This is a genomic window from Metapseudomonas otitidis, from assembly GCF_011397855.1.
Classification (GTDB): domain Bacteria; phylum Pseudomonadota; class Gammaproteobacteria; order Pseudomonadales; family Pseudomonadaceae; genus Metapseudomonas; species Metapseudomonas otitidis.
Genome location: NZ_AP022642.1, coordinates 4,293,712 through 4,317,148 on the forward strand (window position 1 = coordinate 4,293,712; position 23,437 = coordinate 4,317,148).

Below are 23,437 nucleotides of genomic sequence, written 5' to 3' on the forward strand. Positions count from 1 at the left end.
CGACCAGCCGAGCCCCTCCGAACCATGGCGCCCCTCACCCCACCCTCAACACACCCGTATCGATAGCCAGGTGCACCAGCTCCGCCTGTGAGCCGATCTGCAGCTTGTTCTTCACCATCGTCAGGTGGTTGGAGACCGTCTTGCCGCTGATGCACAGGTGCTCGGCGATGCGCCGCACCGGCATGCCCCGCGCCAGCATGGTGAAGATCTCCAGCTCGCGCTGGGTCATGCCCGACAGGCGCGGGTCGCCCGCTTCCCGGCTGGGGTGGCAGGCGAGCTGGGTGGCCAGGGGCTGCTCGATGTAGGCGTGCCCGGCGAGGATGCGCCGCACCGCCTCCACCAGCACCTCCGGCGAGGCGCTCTTGGTGAGGTAGCCCGAGGCACCGGCCTCCAGCGCCTGGCGGACCAGGGGCAACTCGTCGTGCATGCTGAAGAACAGCACCCGCAGCTGCGGCAGGCGCTGGCGCAGGCGGCGGGTGGTCTCCAGCCCGCTGATACCGGGCAGGGTGAAGTCCATCACCACCAGGTGGGGAATGCTCTCCTGCACCGCCTGCAGGGCCTGCTCGCCGCTGGCCGCCTCGCTCACCTGCACCTCGGGCAGCAAGGCGCGGAGCAGGCTGGCGTAGCCCTGGCGCACCACCGAGTGGTCATCCACCAACAGAATCTTCATGGGCCCTCCAGGCCGTCCAGCGGCATGCTCACCCGCAACAACCAACCCCGGCCGGCGCGGGTGCGCAGGCGCAGGCGGCCGCCGAGGCAGCGGGCGCGCTCGGACATGGAGCGCAACCCGATGCCGGGCTGCGGGGCGCGCTCGGCGCCCCGCCCGTTGTCCCCCACCAGCAGGCACAGCCGCTGCCCGCGTCGCTCCAGGCGCACGCTCACGGCACTGGCGCCGGCATGCCGGGCGACGTTGGTCAGCGCCTCCTGCAGCAGGCGGTAGAGGTGCGCGCGCTCGCCCGGCGCGAGGGTCGGCAGCGACGTTCCCAGGTGCAGGCGCAGGGGAATGCCCTGGGCCTGCTGCCACTGCTCGGCGAGCAGGCGCAGGGCGTCGTCCAGGGCCAGGCGTTCCAGGGCGGTCGGGTAGAGGTCGCGCACCAGCGCGCGGAAGGCGGCCTGCATGCGCTGGCAGTTGCCCTCCAGGTCCTGCAGCACCGTGACGGTGCCCGGTGCCTGGCCGGACAGCGAGCGCAGCAGCAGCAACTGCGCGCGGATGCCCACCAGGTACTGGCCGATGTCGTCGTGCAGGGCCATCGCCAGGTGCTTGCGCTCGTGCTCCTGCAGGTCCAGCAGGGCCTGGGTGAGCGCGGCGTTTTCGTCGCGCACCCGCTCCAGGGTGCCGACCATGCCGTTGAAGTGCCCCACCAGGCGCTGGGCCTCGTCCAGCGGATGCCCCGCCAGGCGCACATCCAGGCGCCCTTCCGCCACCGCGTCGAAGGCCTGCTGCAGCTCCTCCAGCGCCTGCAGCCCGCGGGCCAGGGCCCAGCGGATGGCGGCCAGGCTGAGCGCCAGGGCCAGGGCGAACAGCACCAGCAGCTGCAGCACGCCGTTGCGTACCTCGTCGATGCCGTCACGAGGGTCGAGCAGCAGCCAGGCCTGTTCACCGCCAGCCAGGGGCAGCGGGTCGTCCACCGTCGCGGCCGGTGGGAAGGGCCAGCTCGGGGCGCTGCGGGTCAAGGGCGACGAAGCATTCATCGGCAGGCGCACGATCTGCAGGTGCCGCAGCCCGGCGGCGAGGGCCGAGTCGAGCACGTTCGGGTCCTGCTCGGCGGCCTGGCGCAGGTAATGGGCAGCGGCCCGCTCGGTGGCCATCTCCTCGGCCAGGGACTGGGCGCCCTGATGCACCAGCACCAGGCTGCAGAGCAGCGCCACGGCGGCGAAGCAGAGGCTGACCCAGAGCTGGATGCGCAGGGCCGTGCTCATGGCCGCGCCTGCTCCGGCTGGGCGCTGGGTGGCTGCGGGCCATGAACGCGATCCAGGCCGATCAGGGTGATGATCAGCAGCAGGCCACCCCTAAAAACTACCTGCGTTGTCATCGCTGCGTTAAAAACAGGCTCAAAATGCTCATTTACCACTCGTAAGCTGCGCTTTTTCGCCTGTTTTTGCCTTGCGCTGACCGCCTCGCCTACGTTTTTAGAGGTGCCCGACAGGGGCAGCAGCAGGGCCTTGAGCACACGCATGGCCGATCCTCGAGCGGATTTTCCGATGCGCCCATGCTAGGCGTACCCCCGGGCGAGCCGATTACTACCTTGGTACCGGTCGCGCTCCTACTTTGGTCAGCCGAGGGTCAGGGGCGGATGCCCTTGAGCTCCTGCAGCAGGGCCAGCAGCTCGGCGAGCTTCTCCGGCCCCAGGCGCTCCTGGATGCGCTGGTAGTTGCGCTCCATCTCCACGCTCATGGACTCGAAGCACTGCTCGCCCTTGGGCGCCAGGCTGACCAGTACGCGGCGCTGGTCCTGTTCCTGCTTGCGTCGGCGCACCATGCCGTCGCGCTCCAGGCGCAGCAGCACGCCACTCATGCTCGGCTTGAGGATGCAGGCCAGCCGCGCGAGGCGGTGGCTCTCCATCTCGCCGTTCTGGCGCAGGATGCGGATCACCCGCCACTGCTGCTCGGTGAGGCCGTGGAGGTTGAGTTGCGGACGGAAGAAGCGCATGGCGGCTTCGCGGGCCTGGAGCAGGCTGAGGGTCAGGGATGTGCGGGTGTTGGACATGGGTCTGGTGGGTCGGAAAAATTGTTCACAGTTTAACGATCAAGCCTTCAGGCGTCACGGCGCGCGGGCGGCCTTGACCTGGGCCCAGACCTTGTCGAGGGCGGCCTTCTGCTCGGCCGTCAGCCGTTCGAGCAGGTAGAGGCGCCGCCGCTCCTCGGCCTTGAGCACCTGCATCGGGCGTTCGCGGGCCAGTTCGGCCTGCTCGGCGGAATCCGCCGGCAGCGGCGAGTAGAACTGGCTGGCGCGCGCATCGGCCAGCGCGTTGCGGGGCTCCAGCAGGAAGTCGATGAAGCGCAGCGCCAGGTCGGGCCGCGGGGCGTTGGCGGGGATGGCCAGGCTGTCGATGAAGACCATCGCGCCCTCGTCGGGAATGCGGTACTGCAACGCCGGGTTGCGGGCCGATGCGGTGAGGGCGTGCCCCACCCAGCCCATGGCCAGGCACAGCCGGCCTTCCGCCAGGGCGGCGATGTAGGCCTCGTTGTCCAGGTAGCGGGCCTGCCGGGCGATGCCGGGCAACGCCTGCAGGCCTCGCTCGATCTGCCGGGGGCCTTGCAGGGCGAGGCTGCGGCCGCGGTAGTTGAACCAGAGCGAGGCCGTCTCTTCCGGGGCGTCCAGCAGGGCGATGCCACAGGTGGCCAGGCGGGCGGCCTGGTGCTCGTCGAACAGCAGGCTCCAACTGTTGGGCAGGGCGCCGCCGTAGGCCGCTTCCGCCGGCCCCGGGTTGATCACCAGCCCCACCGAGCCCCAGAGGTAGGGCACGGCGTAGCGATTGGCGCCGTCGATGCCCGCGAGCATCGCCAGCAGGCCCGGGTCGACCTGGCGGTAATGGCTCAGGGCGCCGGTATCCAGGGGCTGCAGGCGCTTCTCGCGGAGCAATCGGGCGAGCTGGAAATGCGACGGCACCACCACGTCGAACGCCTCGCCAGCGGCCAGGGCGGCGTCCAGTTCTTCGGCTGCCGTCATGGTGCGGTAGTCGACGCGGATACCGGTCGACTGCTGGAAGGCCTCGAGCACCTGGGGCTCGATGTAGTTCTTCCAGTTCAGCACCCGCAGCACCTCGTCGGCGCGGGCATCCAGGGCCCACACCAGCAACAGGCCGGCCAGCACTCTCATTGCGCGACTCCTTGCGGCAACCGGCGATGCGCCGGGACGCGCCATTAGGCCGGGGCACGGGGTGCCCGTCATGTCGCTGCCTGCCACGGGCGCTTGTCCCTGCCTGCCGCCCTGCCCGGCTGCACGACCGGGCATTGCCGCCACTCGTTAACCTATTCATGATCTGGCACCGCCCAGCCCGGAGTCGCCGCCATGCCCGCCCCGCTGTACCAGCAGACCCACCTCGGCCTCGCCCTCGCCATGCGGGCCCTGCACGCCACCCTGGAGGCCGCCGAACAGCATGGCGTGCGCGTCAGCATCGCCGTGGTGGATGCCTCCGGCCTGCCGATCCACACCGCCCACATGGACGGCGCGCCCCAGCCCAGCCGCGACATCGCCCTGCACAAGGCCATCACCGCCGCCGGCTTCGGCGTCGCCACCCGCGCCTGGGACCAGCGCCTGGCCGCCTGCTCCCCCGGTGTGCGCCAGGGCCTGCCCCTGCAGCCGAACCTGGCGCTGTTCGGCGGCGGCGAGCCGTTCCTGCATGACGGCAGGGTGATCGGCGCCATCGGTGTCTCCGGCGCCTCCGAGGCCATCGACAGCGCCTGCGCCCAGGCCGCGTCCCAGAGCGTTGCCCGGTACTTGTCAAACCTGGACAAGAACCCCGGCATTGAGGAACAAGACGCCATCCCCCGCAGCGGCTCCTAATATCCGTCGTCAGGCACGGGCCGCTCGGCGCGCCGCTAAAAACGTAGGCGAGGCAGTCAGCGCAAGGCGCAACGACCAACGGGAGTAACAGCCGAAGGCTGGCCCGAAGGGCGCGCACCAGCGCGTCAAACAGGCGAAAAAGCGCAGTTTAAGTGCTGTAAATGAGCACTTTGATCGGACTCGCGCACGAGGCTGTTTTTAACGCCGCGATGACAACGCAGGTAGTTTTTAGAGGTGCGCTTCGGCGCCAGCCGTCCCCCCACTGTCCAGGCTGCAGTCATGATCAACATCGAGACACCCACCTACTACACGGCCACCAAGAAGTACGACCTCAGCTTCCCCACCCTCCAGCAGGACCTGGAAGCGGACGTCGTCGTGATCGGCGGAGGTTTCTCCGGCATCAACACCGCCCTGGAGCTGGCGGAAAAGGGCATCACCAACATCGTGGTGCTGGAGGCCCGCTACCTGGGCTTCGGCGGGACCGGCCGCAACGGCGGGCAGATCATGGCCGGCATCGGCCACGACCTGGAGAAGATCCGCCACGACGTGGGCGAGGACGGCCTGCGGCAGATCTTCGAGATCAGCGACATGGGCGCCGACATCATCAAGGGCCGCATCGCCAAGTACGGCATCGACGCCGACTTCTGCCACGGCTACGGCTACATGGGCTTCAACGCCCGCCAGGAAAAGACCCTGCGGGCCTGGGAGAAGGAATTCAAATCCCTCGGTTCGCCCCACGAGATCCGCTTCCTCGGCGGCTCGGAGGTGAAGCAGATCATCGGCTCCGATGCCTACAGCAGTGCCCTGCTGCACATGGGCGGCGGCCACGTGCATTCGCTCAACCTGCTGCTGGGCGAGGCCAAGGCGCTGGCCAGCCACGGCGTGAAGATCTTCGAATACAGCCCGGCACTGGAGGTGACCTACGGCGAGCGCATCACCGTGCGCACTGGCCAGGGCTCGGTGAAGGCCAGCAAGCTGCTGTGGGCCTGCGACAGCTTCCTCAACAAGCTGGAGCCCGAGCTGCACCGCACCACCATCAACACCTACGCCTTCCAGATGATGACCGAGCCGCTGTCCGACGAGCTCATCCAGCGCATCAGCCCGATCCGCGGGGCGTACAGCGACATCCGCCCGGTCATCGACTACTACCGCGTGACCAACGAGAACCGCCTGCTGTTCGGCGCGGCCACCCCCTTCGTCGAGCACATCCCACGCGACCTGAAGGCCTGGAACCGCAACCTGATGCTGAAGATCTTCCCCTACCTCAAGGACGTGAAGATCGACCTCGCCTGGGGCGGCCCCATGGCCTGCAGCGCCAACCTGTTCCCCCAGATCGGCACCCTGCCCGGCCGACCCAACGCCTTCTTCGTGCAGGGCTACTCCGGCTTCGGCGTCACCCCCAGCCACATCATCTGCAAGGTGCTGGCCGAGGGCATGAGCGAAGGCTCGGCGCGCTACGACCTGATCAGCTCGGTGCGGCGCATCAACATCGTCGGCAAGGACCAGCTGCGCCCGCTGCTGCTCACCGCCGGCAAGTCCTGGCACCAGGTGTCCGGCTTCTGGACCGGCCGCCGCTAACAGTGATCGACGCGGCTGAGCGTCGGCGGTACGGCGTTGGGATCGGCCTTGGAATGCTCATTCACAGATGTGAACTCCGCTTCCGCAGGCGCTCCCGCCTTGTACCGCTCCATCTCGCTCGTGCCGGAAGCGTTGAGAACACCGTAATTCCCGCGAAGCGGGAATCCATCAAGCAAACACACTTTTTCATCACTCGCAGGAGCAACTGCCATGTCCCTCACCCCCATCAAGAACGGAATCACCCTGGCTGAACTGGATGCCTGGGGCACCGTGGCCGACCTGGGTTCGGAAATCCTCGAAGGCGAGGTCAAGGCCTTCGGCAAGATGACCGCCGGCGCCCCCACCGACCCGGTCAGTGCCGCCTACTTCGGCACCACCGCCGGCAAGTTCCGCATGACCTACCCCTTCAACGAGCAGGCCACCGTGGTCAGCGGCGAGGTGATCCTCACCGACGAATCCACCGGCCAGACCACCCGCTTCAAGGCCGGCGACAGCTGGTTCGTCGCCAAGGGCACCCCGGTGCTCTGGGAAGTGCCCGGCGACGGCTTCGTCAAGCACTACTACGCCGTGGCCTGAACCACCCGGCCTGCCCCACGGGGCAGGCCTGCGGCCCTCACCCGCGAGCGGCCGCCCAGCGCGAGGAACCCGCCATGACCGCCCCCCGCGACCCCGCCGGCTTCGCCCGGCACTGCCTGAACACCTTCACCCACTTCGTCCCCGCGTCCGTCGCCGCCTTCTACCGCATCGACGACCAGTTGCAGGCCCACGACTTCCACCTGCTGCACATGCAGCCGGGCATGCACACCGACTACCTCAACCACTACCGCCACCTCGACCCGCTGCAGCCGCAGACCTGCCAGGCCATCGGCCTGCCCGTGGTGCCGCTGCGCACCGGCCAGGCCCACCGCAGCGACGCGGACAACCGCCAGTACCTGGGCTTCCTGCGCCAGCACCGGGTGATCGACGTGGTGGAAGTGATCGCCCGCGCCGGCAACCGCCCCATCGCCGGCCTCTCCCTGCTGCGCCATGAAGGCCTCCCCGCCTTCGAGCCCACCGAACTGGCCAGCCTCGGCGCCCTCCACGGCCTGATGCAGGCCGGCGCCGAACACCTCGCCCCCCTCCCACCCACCCTGCCCGAACTCACCCCCCGCGAACGGGAGATCGCCCTGCTCCTGCGCGACGGCCTCGGCAACAAGGCCCTCGCCCGCCACCTCGACCTCGGCCTGCCCACGGTCAAGACGCACCTGCTCAACCTGTTCCGCAAGGTGGGCGCGCGTAACCGGACGGAGCTGGTGGGGATGCTGTTCTTGCAGGGGGATTGAGGGGGCTAGCCCCGGGCGATGGGCTCAGGGGCGGTGGATGTCGTCGAAGTCATCACCCTTGGGTGTGGCGTGGATGCCTCTGGCTTCCTGGCTGCGGTAATAGGCTTCGATGCTCAGCGCCGGGTCGATCCTGGCCTGGAGGATGCAGGGGTGTTGTTGCTAGGGGTACTTGGCCAAACGCTCGCGCAGTCCGGGACGGACGTTGCGCTTCCAGGCTTTGATGTCGAGGTCGCGCCAGTAGCGCGGTGGCCGGCCACTGGCGGCGTCGTGGGCAGCGGTGACCGGGTCCTGGTGGCGGCTCTGCTCCAGCACCGGCAGGTCGGGCAGGGGCTGCTCCACGTCCATGTAGCGTTGCAGGGTGTCCCAGAACGCCATCAGGTTCTGCTGGTCGAGCCCCAGGTTGTGCACGGTGCGCCCAAGGCACACCTTGAAACCGGTGTAGCGGTGGTACAGCCAGAGCACATAGTCCTGCCCGCCATGGGGCAGTACCTGCAGTTGCATCACCGGATCGAACTCGTAGAACGGCGCCACGAAGGGCGAACGAAAACGCCGCCCCACCCGCACCACCCCTTCGCGACGAAAGAAGCCGCTGCCATCGTGTTGATAGAAGCGGGCATAGAGTGCCAGCAGCAGATCGCAACCGATCATGGCCATAAAGGCCAGGAATACACCGAACCAGAAGGCGGTTTGTTCGTGCCAATAGCCCCAGAGGGCGCCTTGGTTCCAGGCTATAACGGCTGCGTTTAGTGTTCCGCAGCAAAGTGATAGGACATAGGCGTATATCACCCTGCTAGCGCCATAAAGAAAAAAACAGCAATAGTCGCGACCGCAGTAAAGAAAGCACCAAGATCATAAAATTCTAAAATTACTGACACAGCACCACAAAAAATTAAAACCGCAGAAGGCAACGCAAGAAACTCAACCAAAAACAAAAAATGCGGAATTTTACTTACTCGCTCAAAGCTCCACCGTTCTGCATCGCAGTAAATACCGGGCCTTCGGCTTTTCTTTTCCTGCTCCTCGTACCGTAGATGCTCTTCTCCATCCAATTGACTCTCAACTTCAGTCACAGCGTCCAGATTGGCATAGTTACCCCACCCCAATGCGGTATCGAAGACTCCCTGCGCCTCCTGCTCCGGAGGTGGTAGGGCAGGAATAGCGGTGGCTCGGTAGCAGGCCAGGCCGTAATGATGCGAATACATAAGGAGTCGGGCTCAGGGGCGGTGGATGTCGTCGAAGTCATCGACCTTGGGCGTGGCGTGGATGCCCTGGGCTTCCTGGCTGCGGTAATAGGCTTCGATGCTCAGCGCCGGATCGATCCGGGCCTGGAGGATGCAGGGGTGTTGTTGCCAGGGGTACTTGGCCAAACGCTCGCGCAGTCCGGGACGGTCGTTGCGCTTCCAGGCCTTGATGTCGAGGTCGCGCCAGTAGCGCGGTGGCCGGCCGCTGGCAGCGTCGTGAGCGGCAGTGACCGGGTCCTGGTGGCGGCTCTGCTCTAGCACCGGCAGGTCGGGCAGGGGCTGCTCCACGTCCATGTAGCGTTGCAAGGTGTCCCAGAACGCCATCAGGTTCTGCTGGTCGAGCCCCAGGTTGTGCACGGTGCGCCCAAGGCACACCTTGAAGCCGGTGTAGCGGTGGTACAGCCAGAGCACATAGTCATGCCCGCCATGGGGCAGTACCTGCAGTTGCATCACCGGATCGAACTCGTAGAACGGCGCCACGAAGGGCGAACGAAAACGCCGCCCCACCCGCACCAGCCCTTCGCGACGGAAGAAGCCGCTGCCATCGTGTTGGTAGAAGCGGGCATAGAGTGCCAGCAAAAGATCGCAACCGATGATGGCCATAAAAGCCAGGGATACACCGAACCAGAAGCCGGTTTGTTCGTGCCAATAGCCCCAGAGGGCGCCTTGGTTCCAGGCGATGCAAAGTGCGGTAATAGCCGCAGATATCGCTATAAGAAGATATAGGTTCGTTTTCTTTTCTTCTGCATAAAGGTAAAAACCCCAAAACAATATAAAAACCGTCAAAAACAAGACAAAATTAGATTCAAAAACAGAGCTAACAACCACACCCCAAGGCACAAACAAAGAAAACACACAAAGCATTTTAATGACAAATAATAAATGTGGAATTTTACTTAAATTATCAAAATTCCAGCGTTCTGCATCACAGTAAAGAACTGGATCTTCTTCTTTACCTTCCTGTTCTTCACACTGCAGATGTTCCTCGCTTTCTAGTTGACTCTCAACTTCAGTAATAGAGTCCAAATTGGCATAGTGCCCCCATCTCAAAGCTGTATCGAAGACCCCCTGCGCATCCCGATCAGGGGGTGGTAGGGCAGGAATAGCGTTAGCTCGGTAGCAGGCTGGGCTGTAGAGCAAGTTGGTCATGCTTTGAACTCCGCCACTTCGATCTGCCAATAGGGGGCCTCCTCATTAGGCACTGTGGGGGGCTTGGCGAACCCGGGCTGGTAGGGGCGCCAGATTTTCGGGCTGGGCTGAGGCAGAACCAGTTCCTCCAGCTCTGCCGTCCCCTGCAGCAGGTGGAACTGCCCCTGCACCCGCAGCCCCTGGGTGACCCGTTGGGCGTGGCGTTGCAAGGGCGTCTGGGTGATCAAGGAGCGTTGCCGGGGGAGGATATAGAGCACGGTGCTGTCGTCCAGGGGCTGGGCGCTCAACTTGGATGTGTTGATGGGCTGCCTCTCGACACGCGCGACATTGAAGACGCCGGAGAAGGGCAGCACGCTCAACTCCTCGGTGGCGTAGAGCTGGAACTTCCGAGCGTCGAACATGGACAGCAGGGGGGAATGGAGGGTGACGGCCCAGTCCTCGGCCTCGAATGCGCCGCCCCGGTAACCGGGGCGGCGCTCCAGGCGGAGGATGCGCTTCTGCGCAGCCGGGGGCAGTTGCCGCAGCCAGTCGCCCAGCCGACTGATGCGGATCACGGGCTTGCCCAGCACCCCCAGCAGTTGCTGATAGGCATGGTCCGGGTTGGCGAGGTGGCTGAAGCGCTGGTCATCCCCAAGCACCTTGTCCAGCAGACCGACCTCGCCCTGCTGCTTGCCGAAGGGGCCGTTCTTGAACAGGGCTTCGATATCGCTGTCGGTCAACCAGCCGGCGACGATAGTGCCGCCAATGAACAGCACGGCACTGGCGACCAACACCATCGGGTTGATGCTGAGGCCCAAGGCATAGGCGCCCCAGGCAGCGCCTCCGGCTGCTGCCACCCCATAGGCCAAGGCAGCATCGCTATCCCCCTGATGCCAGGCTCTCTTGGCATCCCAAACAGAAAGCGCGGCAGAGAAAAACATAGCGAACCCACTAGCTCCCCTGAGAATGGGGAGCTTAGGACTTCTGGTTTGCCTCTCGAGGTTATCAGCCCACTTCTTTGAAATAATTGAAACTTTAACTCTTGGCTTATTCATTAGGTCAACTAAAGAAGTTTCAGCCCCCAACACTGGTTTAGATAACATGCCCATGGCTACTGTTGCGTCTATAAGGGCACTCATTACGCCTACTTTATAGCGACTACTACCATCCGCCTTCTCCAACTTAAGGTTCTTCATATCTACTACTTGAACCTTCAAGTTATACATCGCACATATAACTGCCACGACCGGAAGCCCCGCCTGGGCAAACGTACTCTTGTCACTCCAATGGGCTACTGAGTGGCGCCAGGCACTGTATTGCTTGACCAGATGATGATCATCCGGGGCAGCCAGCAAGGTGCCCCGCCCCAGGTTCGTCGCCCCCTTGGGCGCGTGACGCGGGCTGGTGGAGGCCACCACCCTGCCTTCGGCGTCACGGAGGTTGGCGTAGAGGTAGTTCTTCCTTCCCAGCGCCTGGCGCTCTGCGGGTAGCAGGCCGTTGCGCAGTTCGCCGCTGTTGATGCCCAGCAGCTTGAGGCCACGTGCCTCTGCGCCTTCTTCCGTGAGCAACTCCAGGCCGCGCAGGTTGGATGAAAAGCGGCTGCCCAGGGCGAGCACATCACCAAACAGGCGGTAGAAGGGCACTTCGAACACCACGCCGGCCTCTTTCAGGCGGCTGACAAGGGTCAGGGTGGAAACCGTGAAGGTCTCCACGAAATCACCGATCAAGGCATGCAGGTTCTTGTAGGCCAGGGCCCGGTCGGTGTCCTGGGGGTCGAGGTCGAGGGCGCGCAACAGGCTGCTCAGGCCCAGCCAGGCAGGGTCCGGCGCACGGCCCTGGTCAGCCAGGGCCTGCAGGCGCTGGCTGACGTCGGCTCCCTGGCCCGTGTCCGAGAACAGCGGCTGGATCAACGGATGGCGCCCCTCCAGGAGCGCCTTGCTGAAGCCCTGGACGCTCTGTTGCAGGTCACGGTCCGTGAAGAGGCTCAACGCATCCGACTGGGCGGGCCATTTGAGTACCTCGAAGAGCTCGCCCAGCAACGCATAGGGCTCCAGCAGGCGTTCATCGCGGGTGTGGAGCCAATCCTGGAAGATCCTGGGCAGGTCGCGGCCGGCGATGTCGATCAGCCGTGCCAGGTGTTTGCCCAGGTGCTCACGGGCTTCACGGCGCTCCTCATAGAGGACGGCCTCCTTCAGGCGGTCCACGTGCAGGTGCTGGACGAAGCTCGCCAACGGGCTGGACGGGGGCTGGATTGCGGCGCTGTAGAGGGTGTGGGCATAGCGCCCGTGGGGACGGTGCGGGATCAGCGCATTGAGCGTCAGCAGGTGTGCCTCCGCCAGGCGGATCTGCGCCATGGCATGGCGCACGGCAAACAGCGGGTCGTCGAGCAGCAGGCCAACCAGTTGAGGGTACCCACGCAGGGCCTTCTCGTTGAGGATGTCGCGGCCGGGCTCGATCGTTGGAAGGGGTTCGGCCGCTACGCCGGTAAAGCCGCCCAGCTCACTCATGTACCTCTGCTGCAGGGCGGCTGGCTCATTGGCGCTCAAGGCCGTCATGCCTGGCGTAAACACCGAGGGATCATCCAGCAGGGTTTCGAGGCTGAAGTCCCGTGGGCGCAACCCTTCGCTCTGGGCGTCCACCACGATGGCCGGCATGCTCTGGGTGGCGCGCCATTGCTCGGCCCCTACCACCGCTGCGGCCCAGGCCGGCTGGACGGGCTGTGAACGGGCTTCGGCGCGCTTGCTGTCGGCCTCCAGCCAGGTGATGTACTCCCAGGACCAGGGCTTTTCGCTGTAGGCCATCCGGTATTGCTGGGCCACTGATCGACCCTGGATCAGGATGGGCGTCAGCAGCACCGCCTGGGGTGTGCCGACCGGGGTGCGGTCGTCCGCCTGGCCGCCCTTCTCGGCCTTGCGGCGCCAGGCAGCGACGTCGATGTCCTCCAGGCCACCTTCGCCATCACAGACGACTTCACGCCACAGCTTGCCGTTCTGGAACACATAGATGCGGCCGGGACGGGCCACTGCGCCTCGGGGCGCCTCGTTGTAGGCGGAATAACCCGGCAGGCGACACATCGGCAGAATCGCCAGGAGGGTGTTGTGCTGGTAGCGCGCCTCCTCTACGTGGCTGCGCATGTCGACAGCAATCGGCAGCGACAGCATGCCCCCTGCCTTGAGCGTGACGTTGATGGCGAGCCGTTCACGCTGGGTATTTTCGTAGTCCGTGCGCTTGCGTGTGCCTTGCTGGATCTTCTCGTCCTTGAGCGTACTCATGCAGTTTCCTCCGGCGGCAGCAGGTCGACCTGGCCGCCCAGTTGTGGGTCGCCCCACACATCAACGATCAGTTGCTGCGGGCCTTGCTTGCGCTCCTGAAGCGGGTTGGCCTCGGCCCTGCCCAGGCGCTCCGGGGGCGGCGCGGTGTCGGCAGGGCGAGGGCGTAATGGTGGTAACGGGGCGGCGGGCGTCGGCGCAGAGGGTCCGCCGCCAGAGTTGATCTTGATGCTGGGCCCGCTGAGGGTGACGCCGCCGCCGTCGAGCTTCACGAAGCTGCCGCCGGCCTGGAAGGTCACTTCGCTGCCGGCGTCCATTACGACCTTGAGGCCGGATGACAGGTGGATCTCCTGCCCCGCTTCGATGAACTGCCCGCTGCCCAGCTGGATGTGCTGCTCGTTGCCCACGGTGAGGTGGTCGTCCTGCTTCAGTTCCGTCTTGCGGTCCTTGTGCAGGGTGTGGTGCTGCTCGCCGAGGAATTCGCTGTAGACGCTGCCTTCCACCCGGTCGTGGCGTTGGTGGCCGACGCGGATCTTCTGGTCGTGTTCGATGTTTTCGTCCCAGTCGCGCTGGGCGTGGATGTAGATCTGCTCCTGGCCCTTGCGGTCTTCGATGCGCAGTTCGTTGTAGCCACCACCGCCGGGGCTGCTGTCGGTCTTGAGCAGGGTGCGGGTCTTGTGGGCAGGGAGTTCGTAGGGCGGCTGGTGGACGCCGTGGTAGAGGCAGCCGGTGACGAGGGGTTGGTCGGGGTCGCCTTCGAGGAAGGTGACCAGTACCTCCATGCCGATGCGGGGGATGGCGATGGCGCCGTAGGCGTTGCCGGCCCAGGTGCTGGCGACGCGGAGCCAGCAGCTGGTGTGTTCGTCGGCCTGGCCTTCGCGGTCCCAGTGGAACTGGACCTTGATGCGGCCGTGGCGGTCGCAGTGGATTTCTTCACCCTGTGGGCCGGTGACGACGGCGGTCTGGCTGCCGAGGATGCGCGGTTTGGGGTGATTGAGGTCTGGCCGGGCAGGCACGTCCCAGGGGATGGCCTGGAAGCGGTTGCGGTAGCCCTGTTTGAAGTCGCTGTCTGACGAGGCGGGTTCGCTGGCGGTGGGCAGTGGGACGCCAAGGGCTTTGCTGGCGGCGTTGCTGGCCAGGTTGCTCAAGGCGCCTTTGGCGCTTTTCACCATGCCGTCGATGGAGGCGAACTCTTCCAGCACCTGGGGCTGCTTGCCTTCGTGGTGGAGGGCGGTGATCAGCCAGAGGTCGTTCCATTCTTGCTTGGGGTGGTCGGTGAGGCTGAGCAGGTGGCCACTGACCAGGCGCGGTTCGTCGCTGTCGCCGTCGGCGAGGCGGTAGTCGCGGCGGTGGCGTTCCTGGGCCTGGCGGGCGAGGCGGCGGCCACGATCACGGTCGGTGAAGCGGCCGGGGTAGTCGTAGTCTTCGAGGTCCGGTTGAGGGAGGTCGTCCTGGGGCTTGTGGGCGGCTTCCATCAGCAGCTTGGGCTTTTCGAAGAAGTAGTCGCGGCGGGTGACGCGCAGGGTGCGGGCTTCCATCCGCAGGCCGAAGCGTTTGATGACGGGTTCGTCGGCGACCTGGCCGGTGTTGGCGACGTAGGCGACGGGGCGGCCGAGCTTGGGGAAGGCGCTGGCGTCTTCGCCGAAGACCAGCAGGTGGCTGTCGGGTTGATGCTCGAAGTGGAAGTGCAGGCCTTCTTCTTCGCAGAGGCGGCTGATGAAGTGCAGGTCGCTTTCGTCGTACTGGGTGCAGTAGTCGCGCGGTGGCGGTGCCTTGGGGCCGAGGCGGAAGCGGTAGGCATCGGCGAGGATGCCGTGGTCTTCGAGGACCTGGCCGATGATCTGTGGGACGCTCAGGTGCTGGAAGATGCGCTGGTTGTGGCGCAGGGCGAGGTAGGCGAGCCGGGGGACGAGGGTCAGGTGGTAGTGGGTGAGGCGGTTGCCGATCTCGCCGACCGCGATGCCGAAGACCTGCCCGTGGACGCCGCGCCCGTCGGGGGTGAAGGCGAGGAAGGCGGGTTTGTGCAGGAGGCTTTCGAGGTCGAGGCGGCTGCGCTCGCTGACCAGTTCGATGTCGAAACGGAAGGGCTGGTTGAGGGCTTCGTGCCCGGTGAAAGCGAGGACCTTGAAGTCAGGGTTGGCGCCTTCGATGTCGAGGCTGAAGTGCGCCTGGTTGGCGGGGTTGAACATGCGAGGCTCCGTCCATTGGAACTGGGAGGACGGAGCCTGCCGGGTTGGGCAAGGGCGATTCCATCAGGCGCTTCCGATAGCCGTGTACGGCCGCGCCACTGGACGGTGTCAACCGCCCTCAACCATCCGGTTGATACCCGCCCCGCCCGCCAGCGCGGACCATGGAGGCTCCATTGAACAAGGAGCTTCCCATGACCGCATCAACCGACTGGATCACCGTAGGCGCGCTAGCCGAGGGCTTTGCCCCGGGGGCGTTCATCCTGCCCAACCTGGCGGACCTGGATGGCCGCCGCTTCGAACTGGTGTTCGAGAACGGCTGGCGCATCGCCCACGTCTTCGCCGAGGGCCAGCTGGACTGGGCGCTGGCCGACGGCAGCGCCAGCGGGCGCTCGCCCTACCGCGCCACGTCGGTGCGACCGGGGCTGTACCTGGTGGACTTCATCAAGCACGAGAACGGCCAGGCCTGGTCGGTGAGCCTGGTGCTGGACACCCTCAGCCAGTCCTTCACCGCGGTGCTCGGCCAGTTGCCCCAGCGCGAGGCCACCGAGCAGGGCCTGTACCGCCGGGCGCTGGAGGGGCGCGACCTCACCGACGTGTCCGTGCAGTTCCTCCACGGCACCCTGGACCGCCCCTGGGAGCCGGGCGCCTGCCCCCACGCGCCGACCGCCGAGCTGGTGGGCCTGCGCAACCGCTACCGCTACAGCCCCACCGAGGTCTACGAGCACATCTACCTCAACGAGCAGTTCTACACCTGGCAATGCCTGGCCGGCGTCGAGCAGGGCCTGTGCGACACCGACCGCTGCCACTACTACCGCATCGCCGATGAGCTTTACCTGTTCGTCTGGCGGGAGAAGATCGTCCCCACCCTGGGGCTGGTGATGATCGACCTGAAGGCACACCGCAGCGACGGCAAGATCTTCGGCTATGCCGATGCCGACTTCGCCGCCCTCTCCAACTTCCCGGTGAGCTCCCACTGCGACGTGCTCAACCACACGGTGTACGGCGATGCGTGAGCGCACCGTCCTCATCACCGGGGCCGGCACCGGGATCGGCGAGGCCTGTGCCCGGCGCCTGGCCGAGGACGGCGCCCAGCTGGTGCTGGTGGGGCGCCGCCGTGAGCCGCTGGAGCGGGTCGCTGCCGCCACTGGCGGCCTGGTGTTGGTGGGCGATGCCGCCAGCAGTGCGGACTGGGCAGGCTTCGTCGAGCGCGTGAGGGCGCGCTTCGGCGGGCTCGATGCGCTGATCGCCTGCGCCGGCGGCCACGGCCTGGGCAGCGCGACCCAGACCGATGACGAGGCCTGGAACGGCGCCTTGCACAGCAACCTCGGCAGCGCCTTCCAGAGCGCCCGCGCCTGCCTGCCGCTGCTGCTGGAGCGGCGCGGCAGCATCGTCCTGCTCGGCTCCATCGCCTCCCTCGCCGCCGGCCCCGAGGTGTGCGGCTACACCACCGCCAAGCACGCCCTGCTGGGCCTGACCCGCTCGCTCGCGCGGGACTACGGCCCCCAAGGCGTGCGGGTGAACTGCGTGTGCCCGGGCTGGGTGCGCACGCCCATGGCCGATGCCGAGATGCAGCCGCTGATGGCCCATTACGGCGAGGACCTGGACAGCGCCTACACCCGCGTCACGGCGGACGTGCCGCTGCGCCGGCCGGCCTGGCCGGAAGAGATCGCCGCGCTGTGCCGCTTCCTGGTCAGCGACGAGGCCTCGATCATCACCGGCGCGACCCTGGTGGCCGATGGCGGTGCGACGGTGGTGGACGTCCCCACCCTGGCCTTCGAGCGCCTGGGCGGTGCGCCATGAGCGGCGCCTTCAGCGGCAAGACGGTGCTGGTCACCGGCGGCGCCCAGGGCATCGGCCTGGCCATCGTCGAGGCCTTTTCGGCAGCCGGGGCGGAGGTGCTGATCGTCGACCTCCAGGCCGCACCAGCCGAGGCCGTGGCCGCCCGGTTGCGGGACCAGGGCCGGGCAGCCCGCGCCTACGCGGTGGACCTGGCCGAGCGCCGCGCCATCGAGGCGCTGATGGCCGGGCTGGAGCGCCTGGACGTGGTGGTGCACAACGCCGCCTACTTCCCCCTCACGCCCCTGGAGCAGTTGGACGAAGCCCGGCTGGCGCGCACCCTGGCAGTCAACCTCGGCGCGCTGTTCTGGCTCGCCCAGGGCGCCCTCCCGCTGCTGCGCCGGGCCGGAGGCGGCAGCCTGCTGGTGACTTCCTCGGTCACCGGCCCGCGCGTCGCCTACCCGGGGCTGACCCACTACGCCGCGTCCAAGGCCGGGGTCAACGGCTTCATCCGCAACGCAGCCCTGGAACTGGCGGGCGACCGGGTGCGGGTGAACGGCGTGGAGCCGGGGATGATCCGCACCCCGGCGATGGCCAACCTGGGGGACGCCGGCCATGCCGCCGCCATCGCCCGCAGCGTGCCGCTCGGGCGCCTGGGGGAGCCGGCCGACATCGCCGGCGCCATGCTGTTCCTGGCCTCCGAGCAGGCCGCCTACATCACCGGCCAGACCCTGGTGGTGGACGGCGGCGCCACCCTGCCGGAAGCCCCCGGCGCGTTCGTCTGAACACCCCACCATCCTGCATTTGCAGGATGGTGGGGCCTGCCGGCGCCAGGGATACTGGCGCCATGGCCCTGCCCCGTCGTCCCGACACCGGCCGCCCACTGATGACTACAAAAACAACAAAGTCGCAGCGAGGTGCTTTGCATGTCCGCACTCACCGATATCCAGATCCCATCCCGGCTGATCGGCGCCTACAACGCCCTGCTGCTGGACCTCACCCGCCTGGCCCAGGAACGCGCCATGCAGCGCTTCCACGCCGGCGTGCTGTCGCGCCTGCGCCAGCTGATCGACTTCGACAAGGCCTGGTGGGGCCGTGCCGCCCTGATCGACGGCCTGCCCTGCGAGCACAGCACCCAGCTCTACAACCTGCCCAGCCATTACCTGGCGGACTGGCAAACCATCCGCGACCAGGACCCGACCGTGCAGCGCACCCACGCCGACCCGGGCCATTCGGTGATCATCGACACCCAGTCCGACGCCAGCTCCCCCGGCCTGCGCTGGCTGGGCCAGCGCCACGGCTTCCGCGAGCTGCTCTGCGGGGTGCACATGGACCCGCAGAGCCGCCTCAGCGTGCACTTGGCGCTCTACCGCCGCGAGGGGGCTGCGCCGTTCAACGCCCAGGAGCGCTTCCTCTTCGACCTGTGCATGCCGCACCTGGTGGCCGCCGAAGGGCTGAACCAGCTGCGCAGCCTGGTCACCCACCGGGAAAGCCTCGAAGGCCCCACCGCCACGGCGCTGGCGGTGGGCGATAGGCACGGCCTGCTGCACTACGCCGAGCCCGGTTTCGTCGACCTGCTGCTGGGGGAGTGGCCGCAGTGGAACGGGCCGCAGCTGCCGGACGCGGTCAGGCCCGAGGGCTTCAGCGGGCGCAACCTGTGCCTGCAGTCCAAGCAGGTCGGCGACCTGTTCCTGCTCAGCGCCCGTCGCACACCGGCGATGGCCCGCCTCAGTGCCCGCGAAGCGGAGATCGCCCAGCGCTTCGGCAGCGGCCGCACCTACAAGGAAATCGCCCGTGAACTGGGTGTGGCGCCCAACACCGTGCGCCATCACATCCGCAGCATCTACGACAAGCTCGGCGTGAACGGCAAGGCCGGCATCAGCCAGCTGCTGCACCGCGCCCCGGGCTGACGCCCGCCCCTCCCCCTGTCTGCTCCACCTGCCGGTCCGCCCGGCGGGACGGAGCCCCTTTGCCCACCACAATCCGAGGACCGCCCCATGCTTGCCCGCCGTACTCCGCTCCTGCTCGCCCTCGCGCCCCTGGCGCTGGCCGCCCCGGCCCATGCCGCCGACCTCAACGCGCGGGACTTCGTCTCCGCCCCGGTCGGCACCGTGCTCGGCGTCGGCTACCTGCCCATGACCCGCGCCAGCGAATTCCACGGCCCCGGCTCCAGCGGCAAGGCCGACCTGGCGGTGAACGCCTTCGCCTGGCGCCAACTGATATTCACCGACCTCTGCGGCACGCTGTGCACGCCGCAGTTCATCGTCTCCTACGCCGACATCGACATCCGCACGCCGGGCAGCGCCAGCCGCAGCTCGGAACGCGGCCTAGGCGATCCCCAGGTGGGCGGCACGCTGTTCTTCATCAACGACCCGCAGCGCCGCACCTACAGCGGCCTGCTGACCATGCTCAGCGTGCCCCTGGGCGAGTACCACGGGCGCAACCCCGATGCCTCCCCCGGTGCCAACCGCTGGGCCCTGCACCTCAACTACAACTACACCCAGGGCATCGGCGAACGCTGGATGCTCGAAGCCAACCTGGAGACCCAGCTCTACGGCAAGAACGACGACTACTTCGGCCAGGACCTGGAACAGAAGCCGCTCTACCGCCTGCAGGCCTTCGCCTCCTACGACTTCACCCCCAGCACCTACGGCGCCCTGCGCCTGATCCACGCCGACGGCGGCGAACTGGAACTCAACGGCCGGACCCTGGACAACACCCACCAGCGCTACAGCCAGGTGGGCTTCGAGGTGGGCCACTGGCTGGACCGGCAGAACCAGGTGCTGCTGGGGGTGACCCGCAACGTCGCCACCACCAACGCCTTCGAGCAGAGCAACGTGCTGCTGCGCTATGTCCACGTCTTCTGAGGGCCCCGCCATGACCACACAGGAATCGGCGGGGCTGCCCCGCGAGCGTCTCTGCGCCATCGTGCTGTTCGCCGCCGTGGTGCCTCTGGTGCTGATGGCCGCGCCCGCCATCGCCACCCAGCTGGCCCACCAGCTCGGCCTGGGTGCCGCCACCATCGGCCAGCTGTTCTCCATCGAGCTGGCGGCCATGAGCCTGGCCACCCTGCCCGCCTACCTCTGGCAGACGCGCCTGGACTGGCGCTGGGTGGCACGGGTCGCGGCCCTGCTGTTCATCGCCGTCAACCTGGCCTCGGCCTTCATCACCGACAAGACCTACCTGCCCCTGCTGATGGGCCTGCGCTTCACCAGCGCCCTGGCCGGCGGCACGCTGATGGTGCTGTGCATCGCCAGCGCGGTGGCCAGCGACCAGCGTGACCGGGTCTATGGCTTCTGGCTGATCGGCCAGCTGGTGCTGGGCGCAGTGGGGCTCTGGGTGCTGCCGCTGCTGTTCGCGCACTTTGGCCTGGCCTCGCTGTACCTCGGGCTGGCCGGGATGATGCTGCTGTGCCTGCCGCTGACCCGCGCCTTCCCGGCCGGGATGAAGGCGCCGGAGGCCCGCGTGCAGGCCGTCGCCAGTCCCTCGCGCCTGCGCGCCTGGTGCGGGCTGTTTGCGGTGCTGGCCTTCTACATCGGCCTGAGCGGGGTGTGGACCTTCATAGGCGCCCTGGCCGAACGGGCCGGCGTCGACCCGGACACCACCCGCACCCTGCTGGCGGTGGCCTCGCTGCTGGGCATCGCCGGCTCCACCACCGTCACCCTGATCGGCGGGCGCTGGCCCCGGGGGCTGCCGCTGGTGCTGGGCTACGCCGCCATGGCGGCGTCGGTGCTGCTCCTGCTGGGGCTGCCCGGCACCCTGCGCTTCGCGGTGGCGGCGCTGCTGTTCAAATACACCTGGACCTTCGTCCTGCCGCTGATCCTGGCCTGCCTGGCCGACCTGGACCGCAGCGGCCGGCTGATGAACAGCGTCAACCTGGTCATCGGCGGCGGCCTGGCCCTGGGCCCCGCTGTCGCCGGGCCGCTGCTGGAAAGCCCGCTGGGCTACAGCGGCATGCTGGCGGTCAGCGCCGGCTGCCTGCTGCTGTCGTTCCTCGCCCTGCACCTGGCACGTCGCCCCACCGGCGCCGCGCTCACCCCTCTCGATCCCACTGGAGCCACCTCATGAGTCGCCGTACCGCCTTTCTTTCCGATGAACACTGTTTCTGGCACAGCGCCGGCATGCGCGCGCTGACCCTGCCGGTGGGCGGCTGGGTGCAACCGCCGGCCGCCGCCGGGTTCGCCGAATCCCCCGAGACCAAGCGCCGGCTGAAGAACCTGGTGGAGGTTTCCGGGCTTGCCGAGCACCTGCAGATGGGCAGCGCCGCGCCCGCCACCGAGGCGGACCTGCTGCGCATCCACCCGGCGCACTACCTGGAGCGCTTCCGCCAGTTGAGCGATGCCGGCGGCGGTGAGCTGGGCCCGGAAGCCCCGGTGGGCCCGGGCAGCTACGGCATCGCCCTGCGCTCGGCCGGGCTGGCCATCGAGGCGGTGGACCGGGTGCTGCGGGGCGAGGCGGACAACGCCTACGCCCTCTCCCGCCCGCCGGGCCACCACTGCCTGGCGGACCAGGCCATGGGCTTCTGCCTGCTGGCCAACATCCCCATCGCCATCGAGGCGGCGCGGGCGCGCCACGGCATCGAGCGGGTGGCGGTGGTGGACTGGGACGTGCACCACGGCAACGGCACCCAGTCCATCTACGAGGCCCGCAGCGATGTGCTGACCCTGTCCCTGCACCAGGAGAACTGCTTCCCACCCGGCTACGGCGGCGTGGAGGACCGGGGCATCGGCGACGGGCTGGGCTTCAACCTGAACATCCCGCTGCCGGCCGGCAGCGGGCACGACGCCTACCTGCATGCCATGCGCCGCATCGTGGTGCCGGCGCTGACGAGCTTCCGCCCGCAGCTGATCGTGGTGGCCTGCGGCTACGACGCCAACGCGGTGGACCCGCTGGCGCGCATGCAGCTGCACAGCGACTCCTTCCGGCAGATGACCGCCCTGCTGCTGGAAGCGGCGGACCAGCTCTGCGACGGACGCCTGGTGCTGGTCCACGAAGGGGGGTATGCGGAAGCCTACGTGCCCTTCTGCGGGCTGGCGGCCATCGAGACGCTGGCGGGGGTGAGGACGGCGGTGGAGGACCCGTTGCTGGAGTTCATCGGCCTGCAACAACCGGGCGCGGCCTTCGCCGCGTTCCTTGAGCAACAGGTGGAGGCGCTGGCCACGCGCCTGGCCTGATCACCGCTTGCAAACGAAAGCGCCGGGCGGTCCTCGTGGCCGTCCGGCGCTGTGCGTTCAGGGGGCGGCGGCTCAGCGACCGCCGGCCACCATCAAAGCGCTCGCACGATAGTCCTTCGGCGAACGCTCGAAGTGCTTCTTGAACGAACGGCTGAAATGCGCCGAGTCGGTGAAGCCCCATTTGTAGGCGATGGCGGTGATGGACTCGCTGCGCAGGGTCGGGTTGGCCAGATCGGCGGCACTGCGCTGCAGGCGCGAACGCTGGATGTAGCGGCAGACGCTGTCGCCCTGCTCCTCGAACAGCCGGTAGAGGTGGCGCACGGAAATGTTCAGGCGATTGGCCAACCCCAGCGGCGTGAGGTTGGGCTGGGACAGGGAATCGTCGATCAGCTTCTGCACATGGCTGCGCAGGCTGGCGCCGTGCAGGGGCTCGCTGCTCGGCAGCTCCTCGTCGGACTGGGCCATGGCCGGCGCCAGCAGCGAGATGAAGGCGCTCTGCATGGCCTCGCGCTCACCCGCCTCGCCCGGCCCCTCGCCCTCGCGGCAGAGCTGGTCCATCAGCAGGTGCAACATCTTCCCGCTGGAGCAACCTGAGGGGATCTTGCCGAAGGTGCGCTGCTTCACCACCTGCTCCACCTCGCGACGCGGCAGGGACAGCGAGCAATGCTCAATCAGGCCGAAGGGGGTGATCTCGCAGGAGCCGACCGAATCCATCAGCAGCATCTCGCCGGGGGCAAGGTGGATGGCCACGCCGTCCTGGCTGATCTGCGAATGCCCGCTGCGCTGGCTCACCAGGAAGCAGTGCTGGTCGTTGTCGTGGTCGGCCTTGTTCGACGAGCGGGCAATGAGCCCGGCATTGGTGCGCAGGTGCGCCATCGTGAGGCCGGAATGATCACGCAGCGAGATGTCGCCGATGAACAGCGAGCGGTTGAAGGCGATCTGGGTTTCGAACTTCCCGCAGATGGCTTGCAGCGCGGCTTTCCAGCCATCCAGACCGTCTTGGGCGGCGAGAGCGGCGTTCATAGGCACCTCCATTGGGGTGGCTGTCTTGTTGTTGTCGGCGAATAGTTAACATGTTATCGATGAAGGCGCAACAGCGGCTCAACGCCACGTCCTGTGCAGGTTTGGTGCCAATCGGAAACAGCCCGGCCAGCCCCTCGGCAAGCGCCCTTTACAGAGCCTTCCGGCCCCATCAGCCCCTCTGAATGCAAAAGCCCCGGCAAGATGGCCGGGGCTCTTCTGGATCACGCCAA

General features: G+C 67.2%; 21 protein-coding genes and 1 pseudogene. 11 read left to right on the top strand and 11 right to left on the bottom strand.

The window, feature by feature from the left end; translation table 11 throughout:
- Positions 1–34 precede the first annotated feature (34 nt).
- From PotMrB4_RS19755 to PotMrB4_RS19775, 5 genes are all read right to left on the bottom strand, one after another.
- Positions 35–670 carry a response regulator transcription factor gene (locus PotMrB4_RS19755; protein WP_172434281.1) on the bottom strand — a complete coding sequence of 212 codons (636 nt, stop codon included), beginning with the start codon at positions 668–670 and terminating at the stop codon, positions 35–37.
- A complete protein-coding gene (locus PotMrB4_RS19760) occupies positions 667–1,920 on the bottom strand; it encodes a sensor histidine kinase (protein WP_172434282.1) in 1,254 nt (417 codons plus the stop codon). Before PotMrB4_RS19760 ends, PotMrB4_RS19755 begins: the two co-directional genes overlap by 4 nt.
- Positions 1,917–2,177 carry a hypothetical protein gene (locus tag PotMrB4_RS19765; protein ID WP_172434283.1) on the bottom strand — a complete coding sequence of 87 codons (261 nt, stop codon included), beginning with the start codon at positions 2,175–2,177 and terminating at the stop codon, positions 1,917–1,919. Before PotMrB4_RS19765 ends, PotMrB4_RS19760 begins: the two co-directional genes overlap by 4 nt.
- Before the next feature lie 107 nt (positions 2,178–2,284).
- Positions 2,285–2,707, bottom strand: a complete 423-nt coding sequence (hpaR, locus tag PotMrB4_RS19770) for a homoprotocatechuate degradation operon regulator HpaR (RefSeq protein ID WP_044412130.1) — start codon at positions 2,705–2,707, stop codon at positions 2,285–2,287.
- Between the two features lie 54 nt (positions 2,708–2,761).
- Complete coding sequence (locus tag PotMrB4_RS19775) at positions 2,762–3,820, bottom strand: extracellular solute-binding protein (RefSeq protein WP_172434284.1); 1,059 nt, start codon at positions 3,818–3,820, stop codon at positions 2,762–2,764.
- Between the two features lie 192 nt (positions 3,821–4,012).
- On the opposite strand from PotMrB4_RS19775, the gene PotMrB4_RS19780 reads away from it, so the two are divergent.
- From PotMrB4_RS19780 to PotMrB4_RS19795, 4 genes are all read left to right on the top strand, one after another.
- Positions 4,013–4,507 (top strand): GlcG/HbpS family heme-binding protein, encoded by a 495-nt coding sequence (locus PotMrB4_RS19780; protein ID WP_172434285.1) that lies wholly within the window; start codon positions 4,013–4,015, stop codon positions 4,505–4,507.
- Positions 4,508–4,786: 279 nt separating this feature from the next.
- Complete coding sequence (locus PotMrB4_RS19785) at positions 4,787–6,085, top strand: NAD(P)/FAD-dependent oxidoreductase (RefSeq protein WP_044412138.1); 1,299 nt, start codon at positions 4,787–4,789, stop codon at positions 6,083–6,085.
- A gap of 210 nt (positions 6,086–6,295) precedes the next feature.
- Positions 6,296–6,661 carry a cupin domain-containing protein gene (locus PotMrB4_RS19790; RefSeq protein WP_044412141.1) on the top strand — a complete coding sequence of 122 codons (366 nt, stop codon included), beginning with the start codon at positions 6,296–6,298 and terminating at the stop codon, positions 6,659–6,661.
- A 74-nt stretch (positions 6,662–6,735) separates the two neighbouring features.
- Complete coding sequence (locus tag PotMrB4_RS19795) at positions 6,736–7,407, top strand: helix-turn-helix transcriptional regulator (protein WP_044412143.1); 672 nt, start codon at positions 6,736–6,738, stop codon at positions 7,405–7,407.
- 24 nt (positions 7,408–7,431) lie between these two features.
- On the opposite strand, the pseudogene PotMrB4_RS19800 reads toward PotMrB4_RS19795, so the two are convergent.
- The 5 genes and pseudogenes from PotMrB4_RS19800 to tssI all read right to left on the bottom strand — a co-directional run bounded on the left by PotMrB4_RS19800 (position 7,432) and on the right by tssI (position 15,234).
- Positions 7,432–8,061: pseudogene (locus PotMrB4_RS19800) on the bottom strand (hypothetical protein).
- Between the two features lie 128 nt (positions 8,062–8,189).
- The gene (locus PotMrB4_RS19805; protein WP_172434286.1) at positions 8,190–8,609 is read right to left on the bottom strand and encodes a hypothetical protein; all 420 of its coding nucleotides are present in this window, start codon (positions 8,607–8,609) and stop codon (positions 8,190–8,192) included.
- 12 nt (positions 8,610–8,621) lie between these two features.
- Positions 8,622–9,251, bottom strand: coding sequence for a hypothetical protein (locus tag PotMrB4_RS19810; protein ID WP_172435126.1), 630 nt, complete (start codon positions 9,249–9,251; stop codon positions 8,622–8,624).
- 542 nt (positions 9,252–9,793) lie between these two features.
- Positions 9,794–13,048 (bottom strand): hypothetical protein, encoded by a 3,255-nt coding sequence (locus PotMrB4_RS19815; protein WP_172434287.1) that lies wholly within the window; start codon positions 13,046–13,048, stop codon positions 9,794–9,796.
- Positions 13,045–15,234, bottom strand: coding sequence for a type VI secretion system Vgr family protein (gene tssI / locus PotMrB4_RS19820; RefSeq protein WP_172434288.1), 2,190 nt, complete (start codon positions 15,232–15,234; stop codon positions 13,045–13,047). Before tssI ends, PotMrB4_RS19815 begins: the two co-directional genes overlap by 4 nt.
- Positions 15,235–15,425: 191 nt before the next feature.
- On the opposite strand from tssI, the gene PotMrB4_RS19825 reads away from it, so the two are divergent.
- The 7 genes from PotMrB4_RS19825 (at position 15,426) to PotMrB4_RS19855 (ending at position 22,184) form a co-directional block, all read left to right on the top strand.
- Complete coding sequence (locus PotMrB4_RS19825) at positions 15,426–16,247, top strand: molybdenum cofactor biosynthesis F family protein (RefSeq protein ID WP_172434289.1); 822 nt, start codon at positions 15,426–15,428, stop codon at positions 16,245–16,247.
- Positions 16,240–17,034, top strand: a complete 795-nt coding sequence (locus PotMrB4_RS19830) for an SDR family NAD(P)-dependent oxidoreductase (protein ID WP_172434290.1) — start codon at positions 16,240–16,242, stop codon at positions 17,032–17,034. The genes PotMrB4_RS19825 and PotMrB4_RS19830 overlap by 8 nt, the downstream gene beginning before the upstream one ends.
- Positions 17,031–17,795 (top strand): SDR family oxidoreductase, encoded by a 765-nt coding sequence (locus PotMrB4_RS19835; protein ID WP_044412165.1) that lies wholly within the window; start codon positions 17,031–17,033, stop codon positions 17,793–17,795. The genes PotMrB4_RS19830 and PotMrB4_RS19835 overlap by 4 nt, the downstream gene beginning before the upstream one ends.
- Positions 17,796–17,936: 141 nt before the next feature.
- Positions 17,937–18,920, top strand: a complete 984-nt coding sequence (locus PotMrB4_RS19840) for a helix-turn-helix transcriptional regulator (RefSeq protein ID WP_172434291.1) — start codon at positions 17,937–17,939, stop codon at positions 18,918–18,920.
- A gap of 87 nt (positions 18,921–19,007) precedes the next feature.
- Positions 19,008–19,877, top strand: coding sequence for a transporter (locus PotMrB4_RS19845; protein WP_172434292.1), 870 nt, complete (start codon positions 19,008–19,010; stop codon positions 19,875–19,877).
- On the top strand, positions 19,861–21,078 hold the full coding sequence (locus PotMrB4_RS19850) for an MFS transporter (protein ID WP_394354004.1): 1,218 nt from the start codon (positions 19,861–19,863) through the stop codon (positions 21,076–21,078). Before PotMrB4_RS19845 ends, PotMrB4_RS19850 begins: the two co-directional genes overlap by 17 nt.
- Positions 21,075–22,184, top strand: a complete 1,110-nt coding sequence (locus tag PotMrB4_RS19855) for a class II histone deacetylase (protein ID WP_172434294.1) — start codon at positions 21,075–21,077, stop codon at positions 22,182–22,184. The genes PotMrB4_RS19850 and PotMrB4_RS19855 overlap by 4 nt, the downstream gene beginning before the upstream one ends.
- 72 nt (positions 22,185–22,256) lie before the next feature.
- Here the strand turns inward: PotMrB4_RS19855 and feaR are convergent, their stop codons facing one another.
- On the bottom strand, positions 22,257–23,207 hold the full coding sequence (gene feaR / locus PotMrB4_RS19860) for a transcriptional regulator FeaR (protein WP_044412177.1): 951 nt from the start codon (positions 23,205–23,207) through the stop codon (positions 22,257–22,259).
- Between the last annotated feature and the right edge of the window lie 230 nt (positions 23,208–23,437).

Coding starts and splice junctions, on each gene's coding strand:
- PotMrB4_RS19755 (WP_172434281.1), bottom strand. CDS start 670: ATGAAGATTCTGTTGGTGGATGACCACTCGGTGGTGCGCCAGGGCTAC.
- PotMrB4_RS19760 (WP_172434282.1), bottom strand. CDS start 1,920: ATGAGCACGGCCCTGCGCATCCAGCTCTGGGTCAGCCTCTGCTTCGCC.
- PotMrB4_RS19765 (WP_172434283.1), bottom strand. CDS start 2,177: ATGCGTGTGCTCAAGGCCCTGCTGCTGCCCCTGTCGGGCACCTCTAAA.
- hpaR (WP_044412130.1), bottom strand. CDS start 2,707: ATGTCCAACACCCGCACATCCCTGACCCTCAGCCTGCTCCAGGCCCGC.
- PotMrB4_RS19775 (WP_172434284.1), bottom strand. CDS start 3,820: ATGAGAGTGCTGGCCGGCCTGTTGCTGGTGTGGGCCCTGGATGCCCGC.
- PotMrB4_RS19780 (WP_172434285.1), top strand. CDS start 4,013: ATGCCCGCCCCGCTGTACCAGCAGACCCACCTCGGCCTCGCCCTCGCC.
- PotMrB4_RS19785 (WP_044412138.1), top strand. CDS start 4,787: ATGATCAACATCGAGACACCCACCTACTACACGGCCACCAAGAAGTAC.
- PotMrB4_RS19790 (WP_044412141.1), top strand. CDS start 6,296: ATGTCCCTCACCCCCATCAAGAACGGAATCACCCTGGCTGAACTGGAT.
- PotMrB4_RS19795 (WP_044412143.1), top strand. CDS start 6,736: ATGACCGCCCCCCGCGACCCCGCCGGCTTCGCCCGGCACTGCCTGAAC.
- PotMrB4_RS19805 (WP_172434286.1), bottom strand. CDS start 8,609: ATGTATTCGCATCATTACGGCCTGGCCTGCTACCGAGCCACCGCTATT.
- PotMrB4_RS19810 (WP_172435126.1), bottom strand. CDS start 9,251: ATGGCCATCATCGGTTGCGATCTTTTGCTGGCACTCTATGCCCGCTTC.
- PotMrB4_RS19815 (WP_172434287.1), bottom strand. CDS start 13,048: ATGAGTACGCTCAAGGACGAGAAGATCCAGCAAGGCACACGCAAGCGC.
- tssI (WP_172434288.1), bottom strand. CDS start 15,234: ATGTTCAACCCCGCCAACCAGGCGCACTTCAGCCTCGACATCGAAGGC.
- PotMrB4_RS19825 (WP_172434289.1), top strand. CDS start 15,426: ATGACCGCATCAACCGACTGGATCACCGTAGGCGCGCTAGCCGAGGGC.
- PotMrB4_RS19830 (WP_172434290.1), top strand. CDS start 16,240: ATGCGTGAGCGCACCGTCCTCATCACCGGGGCCGGCACCGGGATCGGC.
- PotMrB4_RS19835 (WP_044412165.1), top strand. CDS start 17,031: ATGAGCGGCGCCTTCAGCGGCAAGACGGTGCTGGTCACCGGCGGCGCC.
- PotMrB4_RS19840 (WP_172434291.1), top strand. CDS start 17,937: ATGTCCGCACTCACCGATATCCAGATCCCATCCCGGCTGATCGGCGCC.
- PotMrB4_RS19845 (WP_172434292.1), top strand. CDS start 19,008: ATGCTTGCCCGCCGTACTCCGCTCCTGCTCGCCCTCGCGCCCCTGGCG.
- PotMrB4_RS19850 (WP_394354004.1), top strand. CDS start 19,861: ATGTCCACGTCTTCTGAGGGCCCCGCCATGACCACACAGGAATCGGCG.
- PotMrB4_RS19855 (WP_172434294.1), top strand. CDS start 21,075: ATGAGTCGCCGTACCGCCTTTCTTTCCGATGAACACTGTTTCTGGCAC.
- feaR (WP_044412177.1), bottom strand. CDS start 23,207: ATGAACGCCGCTCTCGCCGCCCAAGACGGTCTGGATGGCTGGAAAGCC.